We start from the raw sequence: 9,570 nt of genomic DNA, 5'->3' as shown, positions 1-9,570 counted from the left end.
CATCGAGAGCTACACGCCCAAATACGAGAAGGCGGCCGACTGCCTCAGTAAGGATCGATACGCGCTGCTGGCCTTCTGTAAGCGCTTACGCGTACGTCCATTCTTTTGTTCGGCTGCGCCGCGGGCCCATTCTTCCGTCCCGGCCACCGATCTCGCACCCGCCGCGCGCAGGGGCGGTCAAGGCTGGCCGCGTTTGCGGCCACCGCAAGGCTTAGCCTTGACCGCCCGAGCACGGCGGCATGCTGGCGTGGAACGGGACTGCATTCCTGGCGGGCACTTGCCGTCAGGCGGGATTATCTTTGGTGGGCGCGGGCGACCTCGTGGCGAAGCGTGGCGCATCGGCTGCAACTGCCACCAGGCTGCCCTATTTTGTCCTCGTGTTGTAGCAAGTGTTGACCGCTCCTCCGGCGCACCAACGGCCGTAGATGCCCATTGATGGATCGAAGATCTTTCTCGGCCACTCGATCCAATCAACCTCTTTCGCAGCTTCCGCCCAAAATCCTTCCGGATCAGCTAGCGCACGCGCAAGACTTTCCTGATAATAGCTCACACCTAAGCCCCCAATGATTGACGGCTTGCTCATTTTGATTCCTTCACAACCACGTTGAGGGTCTGTACCGTCTCGGAGATTGTGTGATGCTGCGGATCCGCCCAATAGAGTCTTATTGTGTGCCGACCAGGCTTGGCAGGGAGATCGAAAACATAGAGATAGCGGCCATCACCAAGCTGGATCAGTTGGTCTGCCATTGGCATGAGCTCGGTTTCGTCCATCGCAACATGCAGATGAACGCTCGGATTGGCAGAGCTCACGGTCATTTCTGCGATGTTATCGTCGGCTTGGAAAACGAAAGCAACACGCTCGCCGATGGTATTACCCGATTGCGGCAGGAGGATCTTCAATGCGGGCAGCTCGCCGGTATCTCCCGATCTCGCAACAGGCGCACCGTCAGACCCGTGCATATGGTGCATGCCCGGCTCATGGTGTTGTGCGTGGGCTGGAGCCGCGACCAGAGCGCCAGCCACAAGAATCATGCACCAAATGAATTGTTTGAATCGATCGCCAAACCGGTTGGGACGGGATGATATTTGCATGCTTTCCTCCTTTGTTTGCGAGCCCTGAAAGATTTCCACTAATTCAGTGCACATGTTGAGCGGGTGGCGGGAGAATTTTGGACTCTCTATTGAGAACTCGGACCTGCGAGATCAGCTCGTCGGAATTTTGCCAACCACTTTCGTCCTCCTCTTGCAACCAGCGCGCACGGATGTATCCGAACCTGTCGATTAGGAATTCCATGGAATGTCTTCCCATTTCCAAACGCTTGGGATCTCCACGATTTGTAGTGCTCCGGGAGAGTAGATCGTAACTCTCTCTAACCTCTTGTGCTCCATGCCGGACATTCGGGACGCCCGCCGCCAGCTTTGCGTCCGGCGACACGATAATCGCCCACAATCGTTCTTTCCGGAATCTTTTCTGCTCAAGGCGTAGCTGTTTAATGCGCATTGCGTCGGACTTTTCGGGAAACACGAGCAACACATTGCTTTGCTCACGGAAGTCCTTCAGCTCCCTCTCCGCCCCATTCTCGTCCTCTAAGAAAAAGTTTGGAGCCCCCAGCCACGGATGATCGGGTACGATTTCAGGCGACAGGAGGCGCGCCTGAAATCCCTCTGAAAACGTCCGCAGGAAGTTGATCACATCCCAGCGGGCCTGTTCATCCAATACATCAGCAAATCCGGGCATGCCGCTTTTTGGAATTCCATGGCTAAGCCACCAAAACATGTCGCCGGCCGTGTGCAGCGCAGTATGCGGTTCGCTCAAATTCGCGGACGGCTTGGGAAGGGTCGATGCCGTCGGACCATCGCCAAGCCCTCCGCTGCCGTGGCAAGCCGCACAATTCTGGGCAAATAGACGCTTTCCATTGGTTATTGATATCGTCGAATAGGCAACCGACGGGCGGCGGTAAGTATCGGGATAGGCTTGCACGGATATCTGCCACAGACCGCCTGCGACCGAAATAACGGCGGCGGCGCCTGCTGCAACTGCTTTTACCTTTTGCGGCTTTCTCAAACAAACGAGTAGGCCCCAGAAGAGTGACAATAGTGCTAGTGAGAAGGCGCCCGCCGCGATAACGGGCGTCGGCCACGCCGGCCACGTGGCTTCGATCGAAAAGCGAAACGGCAGCCACCAGATGGGCTGATCATGTCGTGCTGGTATGACTGAAGAGAGCGCGGCTGCGCAGCCGACGATCAGAACACCGCAAAAGAATTCAGTTGCTGCCCATCCAGCTCCTGCAAGAAAAGCCGCGGGTTTTGCTCCTACGGTTTCCATGACGGGTAGGAAGCGCGTGCGAATACGATTGGCCACCAACAGGATGCATGCAAGCAGAGCAAGCTTCGTTATAATTAGTTGACCGTAGGTCGTGCCAAGCCACTCGCCAGCCGAACTAGCGGAGCTAAACGCGAGCACCAAACCTGATGCGACGACGACGACCACGAAACCGATTGCTAGTTGGGAGAAACGTCGCAGCGTCGCTGCGACATAGACGCGCCGAGTCTCCGTGGAGGTGACAGCGACCGAAGCCACCAGCCAGATCCAAGCCGGTAAGGCCCCAAGCCAAGCAGAAACCGCGAGCACGTGAAGTTGATAGGTCGGAACGAGCCAACGGCTGTTGTCTTCCCCGGCGGCGTGTCCAGCAAGTGGACCAATCAGCGCGATCAGTGCTGCTGTCCCGGCTGTCACGATTGAAGCTAAACGTTGCTGCTCCCTCGACCAGCCGCGAATTAGGATCGCTGTCGGCAGCAGCAAAAGAAGAGAGAGCGCTAATCTTGCAAGCGTGATCCGACCGTAATGTGTGTCAAATCCGAATCTTTCCAGCGTCTGGCCAGCCGCTACTATCTCCGGTAGTGCCATATCTGTCGCAATCGCGACTTGAGCGATAAATAACCCAGCGATAGCAAAGAGGTGAATGCCGGCCGCCCAGAGAAAGCTCACCTGCACTCGTCTTTGCCAAGCGGCAAGGAACGGATCGGAAGACGGCGCTGCCAGCAACAGAAAGAGTACTCCGCCTATGACCCATGCAAGCGCAATGTCAGCGATGGCCTTGCACAGAGCTGGAAACAATACCGTCATTCCGCATGCCTAACGTTCCTCGACGGTGAACTGATAGCCGTAGTCCACCACATGCCCGTCTTGCGAGAGCACGCGGTAATGAACTGAATAGCTGCCCGGCCCCATGTCAGATACTGCCGTTACCATGCACTTCGGATCATTGCCTGCTTTCAAATCGCCGAGCGTTAGCGACTGACCGTTGGCGTTCTTGAGCTCCACTTTCGAAAACTTGAGCTCTATGCGTTCGTTGAAGCACAGTTCGATCTGCTGCGGCGAATGAGCTAACACTGCCCGGCTCGCGGGATCGGACTTCACAAGAGCGGCATGTGCAGAGGCAGCCGTCGGCAGGCACACGAGGCCAACGCACAGCAACGTGATGCCAAGCGCTGATACAGGACGCCTGCTTGCGGACGAGAGTTCTTTTACGGTCCCTTGAATCAGCCTAGTTCGCGCCCTGCCGGTGCCGGCGGTCAAGTTTGGCGTGCCAGCATGATCGAGTGACGGCCCCGTCGCTACTCGGATGTAATCGCTCTTGTTTCCGTGTTTTTTGTGAGACATGAGTGTAACCTTATTGCCGGACAGCGGCCGACGAAATGCTAGCCTAGCTTTCCTTGCGCACCGTGGAGTACCAAAACAGGGCGGCCCCGGCTGCCAGCGTTCCTAGAACGATTGCGAAACTGTTCCTATATCGGACCCAAATCCCGTTGCCGTAACCAACCGAAAACGGAAATCTCGATACGTATTTCGGTCCGTCGCCGACTGTCACGAGGCCCACAAAGCGCCCGGATTCGGGGAACGTGTACTGAAACGATAGTGAGCCTGTCGGATATTGTTTTGGCGGGATTCGAAGGACGGCCTCGCTGTCTACGTCGTTGCCGGCGTCTCGCAACAACCGCACCTCGATGGGCAGATCACGTAGCACATCGCCGACGGCATCCAAGACGATGACCGTGCGGCCGATTTCCGGAATGTCCTCGCAAAATTCCTGATTCCCCTGCTTGGCCGGCTGGTATCCGGTAAAATGCATCATATAGGGCCCAGCGCGAAGCTTGCACACGTCTTTCTCCATCGAGACTCCCCCGTGTGCAATCGCTGGCCGCGCCGCACCGCAGTCTAGGATGAGGAGCAAAGATGGAATTCCAAGCACTGCGGCTTTTACGATGTTCAACCCGCACCTCCTTTCGGATTCTCAGCCGTGCGGTTGTCGGGATAGGTGAATACAGGGACCATGGGGCCGCTGACGTTTGAGATTGTCCGTTTGCCGTGCTCGTCATAGAAGAACAACAGTCCTCCCAACGTGTTGTCCGGATCGTTGATCAGGCTACTCAAGCGCTCCGTCTCCCATGCCGCGTCGGTCGCTTCGATATCGACTGTCTTCGTTTCACCCGGCTTGAGCGGTCGGCTGTCGCTCACCTTAAGCCCATTCGGAGGAAGCAATTCCTTGGGGTAATTCGGATCCACCGTCGCCATTGCCTGGCTAACCTCATGGTTGATGAAGCGCTGATTGGAAGTTAAGAACTCGCCAAGCTGTGCTGAGGTGCTCCCATTGTTCGTCAGTGTCACGTTCATACGAAGCGAGCGGCCAGGGACGTCATAGTTTGACTTTTTGACCACAACTTTGACCTGCTCAGGCACTTCCGGATGTGTATAAGAGACAGAGCTGAGATCGATCGCCGCCTTTTTCCGTCAAAGCGCGAAAACGCGGCAGCAGGAGCGGCCGGCGCAACCACCAGACAAGCCACACGATGGCGATCGCAACCCACAAGCCATGCCAGAAGAACACCCTGCCAAGGCCCCAGGTTTCGAGATTGTCGATAGTCTCGCCACTGAGAGTTTTGATTGGAAGCTTGAAGTCGCTTTCGTTCCCCGTCACCGTCAGCCAGTTTCCCGGTCCGAGCAGCGGCCCGGCTCCCATCACATTGATCATCGGATGGACGTGATGGTGGCCTGGCACTCGTCCTTTGAGCACTGTTTTGAATTCATAGTCCCGGTTCAACTCCAGTTTGGTGGACTGAATTGCTGGGACGCCATTAATGTAGCTCTCGGTTCGGGCTAGCACCGGGCCCGGCGTCCCGTTTCCCAGAAAGGCCGCGTCGGGAAGGGGTAGGTTGACTGGCCAGATCGGGAAGAGTCGGAATTTGCCGGTGACAACGATTTCACCGTTCACGCGAATTTCGTTCGTGCTCCACGTCACATCGTAAAAATGAGCCGTCCGCATCCGCAGAAACGGCTCCTGATTGCGCTCACCATGCGCCAGAGCAGCATCTGGGACGAAGGTCAGTATTCCGATCTGCATGATCGCCGCCGCTGCCGATAAGATTACACGCACGCATGAGCTTTTGCGGAAACAGAATGTTCTCATTTGGAGTCCTCCCAGTCCCAGCAGGATCATTCGGCTGCGACGAAGCGCCCTTGCAGGCTGGTGCCGTCTATGGCTTTTTGGGCTGTCTCAGCTGGCTGATCCTTATCGGTGAGCCCCATGAAATTTTTCAGGGTGTTTGGCGTCGTTACCACACGAGCGAGGAGCATTCCGATATGCCACCACGCCAAATACATCAGTATGGATACGAACGCCGAGAAAAAGGAGGCGATAATGGCTGAGTGGCCACCAAAAGTTCGAAGCGTGCCCCGCTCTATCAGCCGGATATACTCAGGCAGGGCGGTGCGGGTGAAGGCATAGCTGATGTAATCGCCCACGGAAACAAGCTGCCCCATCACTTCTACGGGTAGCCGATATGGCGCCAGCCAAAACCAGTTAGCCGGGTAGAAAAGCAGTGCGAATGCAAAGGCGCCGGACATCGCCGTGAACAAAAAATTCCCGGTCAGCAAAAGAGCGACATCGAGGACTAGTGCGCCTGGTATCAGCAGCGCTGGAATGACCTCGCTCATCGGAAAGTACGACCACAGGTGGAAACCGAAATATCGATTTATCCACTGACCGAACAGGAGACAAACGACCGCAAATGTAGCGGCGATTGGAAGTCTAAATTTAGTCCAAAACACATACTGCAAAGCTGCAGGGAATGTTACGGCCATAATTGGAGTCAGGGTGACCCACCACTGTCTGTCTTTCCAATCGATCCACATATCCCAGTCCCCTGCGGTCAGCATGTAATGAAGGTGGAATGCGCCGGAGACGGCCAGAAAAAGGATGGCGGCGACGAGAAGGTCAAACACTCTTGAGATTCTTGCTGACTCTTTAGGCCATTCGAGCCCATACAGTTTCACAGACGTTCCTCCTTGCATGGCTTCCTCCTTAATTCTTTTACCGAGTTGAGATCGACCTTCCTGGAAACCGACGCCCGACATATTTACAAGACGGCATGCTTTGCTCATGCCGGGCTGTCAGCGATTAATGGTTCATAAGCGGTTTCAGCGCTGGGTGGCGACCGAAACTTCGTCCTCTCGGGAAAGCCGCCCGATCACTTCAAGCATGTGCATCGCGATCTGGATCAGGAGCCCACCCAAGGCCAGCACACTCCAGCCCATCACGACAAAACCCCAGTGCAAGGGATAGGAGAACACCTCTTCCATCAGGAAGAAGGCATGGCCCCACTCGTTGTAGCCCAAGTTCGGCAATATTAGAAACGGACCTACAACCGCGAGCACGAATGGAATTGAGATCTGCGTTGCGAACTTCGGCAGCCTCGTCATCGCGTACAGAAATGATCCCACGCCAAACAGCACGTAGAGTGGCATGGTGCCGTAGAACAGCACGATGTGACTCGGCGTGAAGCTTGTATCCCGGACCACAACCTGATGCCATGAGGCGTCCTGCTCGGCAAAGAAGCTCGTAGCGAACCAGACGCAAAAGGCATAGACGAAGATGAACAGGACCAGATTGAAGTAACGCCGGAGCTCTTCCCGCGGTTTGAGCGCGCCAAGATTGCGGTCTCGCGTGAACCATAGATACGCCCAGGTCACCACCCAGAGCAAAGGGATGACGCTAAGCTCAACCTTCAGCAACGTCATCCAGGCGGCATCGAACGCGGGCTCAGTCGAATCCAGGCCGGCACTCCAAGCATAGACCTGCTGAAAGATGCGCCAGAACACCATCAGCGCTAGCACCGCCAGAGTGACTCCTGCTGCAAGTTTGAAATTCGCCAACGGCTGAGTACGGTCCTCAGCGGCAGACTTGGCGTTATCAGTCATCGTGATCGACATCTTGTCTCCTCCTTGAGAATGCCTAAGGTGTAGCTTGTTTTGCGAGGGTAGTGCTCACTCCGATCGTTGACCGCAAGGATAGGATCTGTCTTCAAGCTCCCAGCTTTCTGGTTACCTCCTTGCGAACGGCGCACGCATACATGTTGATTTCGAGACCGACCGGTATTCGACGATTTTTGGGGCTTTCCAGCTCATATCGATTTGCTCCTGGCTAGATGAATGCGGCGCGAAAAGTCGCGAGGACACGAGGTCCTCGCAGTGGGGGAGAACTCACCGAGTGCGCTGCAAGTGCTCGGCGAAAAAGAAACCCATGATCACGCCATCCCTGCCACCGCGCGCTGTGCCATCACCCTGATGAGATTGGCGCGACAATCCGACGATCCGCAGGAATATGATCCGTCTCTTGTCTCGCCCGCTGCTGCTCTTGCAAAGCAGCGTATTGATGCATCCAAGCGTCCGTATTGAACGATTCGTTATAGTTGGACTCCACATCACTCTCCCTAGATGAGGTAAATCTTCATAGCTGACCCGGAGCTAAGCCGTTCGCTCAGGTCGACGACCGCAACAAAGCCAAAGAACGACATTCCTCCCCCTTCTCTCTGTTCGCTCATTACCCGCACCCTCCTTTTGAAAGAGCGGTGCGGCATGTCGGGTTTGAACCTGGCCCGTATAGACGCAAGACGGTCCGCTTTCATCTCAAACAAGCCGTCCTGCTCCGGCTTCAATTTGGAAATTGGCCGCGCGTTCGGTCTCAGGTTACAACCTCACGCCACGTACGAATCAAGCCTTGATGGCTGTGGCGAGGCTGATTGAGGTATGTGCAAGTGTCGAGAAAGCGGGTTCGCCTCGCGCTTCTTTCGTCGGAATCCGCAGAGGATCAATAACTTGAGGCTCGACGCGTGCACATACCTCAATCAGCCTCGCCATGACCGGCAGCAGCGTGTGGCCGCCGGCGAGATGCTTCGAATCTTTGCCCTTGGCGAACAGGCTCGCGCTTCGTCGACCGAGGAGGCGCGATGATAAGTGGTCTGGTACATCTCCGTTGCTCCCTCTTAAGCCGAGTGGATCGTGCGCCACACCCGGTCCGGGGTCGCGGGCATTTCCAGGTTGCTCTTGCCGATCGCATCCGTGATCGCGTTGATCACGGCCGCCGAGGCGCCGATCGCGACCGCTTCGCCGCAGCCCTTGATGCCGAGCGGAATGACCGGGCACACGTGGTGTGGCTGAGCTTGAACGACGGCAGGTCATCGGCGCGCGGCATGGCGTAATCCATGAAGGAGGCCGTCACCGGCTGGCCGTTCGAGTCATAGACCGCATGCTCGAGCAGGGCCTGCCCGATGCCCTGGGCAAGGCCGACATGGACCTGGCCGTCGTCGATCATCGGCCAGCGATGATCTCGCTCAGCGTGCCGCCGGTAGGATCGTGACGCGCTGCTGTCGTTCTTAGACTTCCCGGCGAGTATTGGGGTCATTTGCGCACCTCGAACCCGATCGAAAGCGTGTTCGCCACGGTGCGCGCCACCGAACGGTGCATAGCAAGGGAGCGCTCTCACCGAACACCGCCAGACTGATGGTCTTCAAATTGATCGGTGCCGCATCGAAGACTTGACGTCGGCTCAGCGGCGCAATCACCCGCCGAGGGTCATCGCAGGTGTCAGATTCACTGACAGCATCGAGGCCACCTCTATGCCCGAACCACGCCGCCTGATCGGGCTCGTCACCCAAATTCAAACATAGCTCGCTGTAGATGCCTCTGTTACTGAAGATCACGGACAGTTAGCGAGCAGAAGAAGATTGTCGGGTTGAATGTCGTCCGCCGTCGTCTTGATGTACTTTTGCCCATCGTGCGTGGCCCACACCACATCAACCCTTCGGCCGTTTTCTTCGACATAGAACTCCCATTCGTCGCTCTCGATATCTTTGATAGCCTGATCGATGGATCGCTTCCACGGCGTCCCGTCGGGGTTAGCTCCCCCAACATGTGTGATTCTTTCGTGAGGGTTCTTCCTGTCCGTCTTGTTGACGTAGCGAATGCGTGCGCGTTTAGCCATTCTCGTCTCTCCTAATCTCTCCTAAATCTGCAAGTCCTGAGGGACCAGCATAGACCAATGGTTGGATTCGGCTGCCACCAATCCTGGTAGGTGCGGCGCTGCCCTGATTGCCTTCCAGACTATCGGTGCTCGCACCACCATCTATCCAATCGTTCCCGCCCAGGCCCTGGATAAGGGTTCAGACTCAATTGATCCAATAGGCGACGATCGCGGCGAGGTGGACGGCAGCCAAGAAGTTTCTGGCAAGTTT

11 protein-coding genes and 4 pseudogenes are annotated in these 9,570 nt (G+C 56.4%); 2 read left to right on the top strand and 13 right to left on the bottom strand.

Features of this window, described 5'->3' with window-relative positions; translation table 11 throughout:
- Positions 1-379: 379 nt before the first annotated feature.
- The 10 genes and pseudogenes from SO180_RS41265 to pqqA form a co-directional block, all read right to left on the bottom strand.
- Positions 380-583 (bottom strand): annotated as a pseudogene (locus SO180_RS41265) (acetyl-coenzyme A synthetase N-terminal domain-containing protein); the annotation flags it as partial.
- The gene (locus tag SO180_RS41260) at positions 580-1,092 is read right to left on the bottom strand and encodes a hypothetical protein (protein ID WP_449384503.1); all 513 of its coding nucleotides are present in this window, start codon (positions 1,090-1,092) and stop codon (positions 580-582) included. The gene SO180_RS41260 and the pseudogene SO180_RS41265, both read right to left, overlap by 4 nt.
- A gap of 43 nt (positions 1,093-1,135) precedes the next feature.
- Positions 1,136-3,127, bottom strand: coding sequence for a c-type cytochrome (locus SO180_RS41255; protein ID WP_449384502.1), 1,992 nt, complete (start codon positions 3,125-3,127; stop codon positions 1,136-1,138).
- A 9-nt stretch (positions 3,128-3,136) separates the two neighbouring features.
- Positions 3,137-3,664, bottom strand: coding sequence for a copper resistance CopC family protein (locus SO180_RS41250; RefSeq protein WP_449384501.1), 528 nt, complete (start codon positions 3,662-3,664; stop codon positions 3,137-3,139).
- A 43-nt stretch (positions 3,665-3,707) separates the two neighbouring features.
- Entirely contained in the window at positions 3,708-4,175 is a 468-nt protein-coding gene (locus tag SO180_RS41245) for a hypothetical protein (protein ID WP_449384500.1), read from the bottom strand.
- A gap of 95 nt (positions 4,176-4,270) precedes the next feature.
- On the bottom strand, positions 4,271-4,741 hold the full coding sequence (locus SO180_RS41240) for a methane monooxygenase/ammonia monooxygenase subunit B (protein WP_449384499.1): 471 nt from the start codon (positions 4,739-4,741) through the stop codon (positions 4,271-4,273).
- Complete coding sequence (locus tag SO180_RS41235) at positions 4,734-5,468, bottom strand: methane monooxygenase/ammonia monooxygenase subunit B (protein WP_449384498.1); 735 nt, start codon at positions 5,466-5,468, stop codon at positions 4,734-4,736. Before SO180_RS41235 ends, SO180_RS41240 begins: the two co-directional genes overlap by 8 nt.
- 26 nt (positions 5,469-5,494) lie before the next feature.
- Complete coding sequence (gene amoA, locus SO180_RS41230; protein ID WP_449384497.1) at positions 5,495-6,442, bottom strand: bacterial ammonia monooxygenase, subunit AmoA; 948 nt, start codon at positions 6,440-6,442, stop codon at positions 5,495-5,497.
- A 36-nt stretch (positions 6,443-6,478) separates the two neighbouring features.
- Complete coding sequence (gene amoC / locus SO180_RS41225; RefSeq protein WP_449384496.1) at positions 6,479-7,270, bottom strand: bacterial ammonia monooxygenase, subunit AmoC; 792 nt, start codon at positions 7,268-7,270, stop codon at positions 6,479-6,481.
- A 91-nt stretch (positions 7,271-7,361) separates the two neighbouring features.
- Positions 7,362-7,465, bottom strand: a pseudogene (pqqA, locus tag SO180_RS41220) (pyrroloquinoline quinone precursor peptide PqqA).
- A 24-nt stretch (positions 7,466-7,489) separates the two neighbouring features.
- Between pqqA and SO180_RS41215 the strand changes: the two are divergent.
- Positions 7,490-7,735, top strand: coding sequence for a hypothetical protein (locus tag SO180_RS41215; RefSeq protein WP_449384495.1), 246 nt, complete (start codon positions 7,490-7,492; stop codon positions 7,733-7,735).
- Positions 7,736-8,322: 587 nt separating this feature from the next.
- On the opposite strand, the pseudogene SO180_RS41210 reads toward SO180_RS41215, so the two are convergent.
- Positions 8,323-8,654: pseudogene (locus SO180_RS41210) on the bottom strand (molybdopterin cofactor-binding domain-containing protein); the annotation flags it as partial.
- Between the two features lie 34 nt (positions 8,655-8,688).
- Here SO180_RS41210 and SO180_RS41205 point away from each other — a divergent pair.
- Positions 8,689-9,006: pseudogene (locus tag SO180_RS41205) on the top strand (IS256 family transposase); the annotation flags it as partial.
- Positions 9,007-9,035: 29 nt separating this feature from the next.
- Here the strand turns inward: SO180_RS41205 and SO180_RS41200 are convergent.
- A complete protein-coding gene (locus tag SO180_RS41200) occupies positions 9,036-9,320 on the bottom strand; it encodes a DUF3892 domain-containing protein (protein ID WP_449384494.1) in 285 nt (94 codons plus the stop codon).
- Entirely contained in the window at positions 9,313-9,465 is a 153-nt protein-coding gene (locus SO180_RS41195; RefSeq protein ID WP_449384504.1) for a hypothetical protein, read from the bottom strand. The genes SO180_RS41200 and SO180_RS41195 overlap by 8 nt, the downstream gene beginning before the upstream one ends.
- Between the last annotated feature and the right edge of the window lie 105 nt (positions 9,466-9,570).

Source organism: Bradyrhizobium sp. UFLA05-112 (assembly GCF_053572325.1).
Note: the sequence above shows the minus strand (reverse complement) of the source record. Positions and strands in the feature narration are given on the sequence as shown.

Bases quoted from the DNA above. Each gene is read 5' to 3' on its own strand.
- SO180_RS41255 (WP_449384502.1), bottom strand. From the start codon at position 3,127: ATGACGGTATTGTTTCCAGCTCTGTGCAAGGCCATCGCTGACATTGCG.
- SO180_RS41200 (WP_449384494.1), bottom strand. From the start codon at position 9,320: ATGGCTAAACGCGCACGCATTCGCTACGTCAACAAGACGGACAGGAAG.
- SO180_RS41235 (WP_449384498.1), bottom strand. From the start codon at position 5,468: ATGAGAACATTCTGTTTCCGCAAAAGCTCATGCGTGCGTGTAATCTTA.
- SO180_RS41250 (WP_449384501.1), bottom strand. From the start codon at position 3,664: ATGTCTCACAAAAAACACGGAAACAAGAGCGATTACATCCGAGTAGCG.
- amoA (WP_449384497.1), bottom strand. From the start codon at position 6,442: ATGAGCAAAGCATGCCGTCTTGTAAATATGTCGGGCGTCGGTTTCCAG.
- SO180_RS41215 (WP_449384495.1), top strand. From the start codon at position 7,490: ATGCGGCGCGAAAAGTCGCGAGGACACGAGGTCCTCGCAGTGGGGGAG.
- SO180_RS41260 (WP_449384503.1), bottom strand. From the start codon at position 1,092: ATGCAAATATCATCCCGTCCCAACCGGTTTGGCGATCGATTCAAACAA.
- SO180_RS41245 (WP_449384500.1), bottom strand. From the start codon at position 4,175: ATGGAGAAAGACGTGTGCAAGCTTCGCGCTGGGCCCTATATGATGCAT.
- amoC (WP_449384496.1), bottom strand. From the start codon at position 7,270: ATGTCGATCACGATGACTGATAACGCCAAGTCTGCCGCTGAGGACCGT.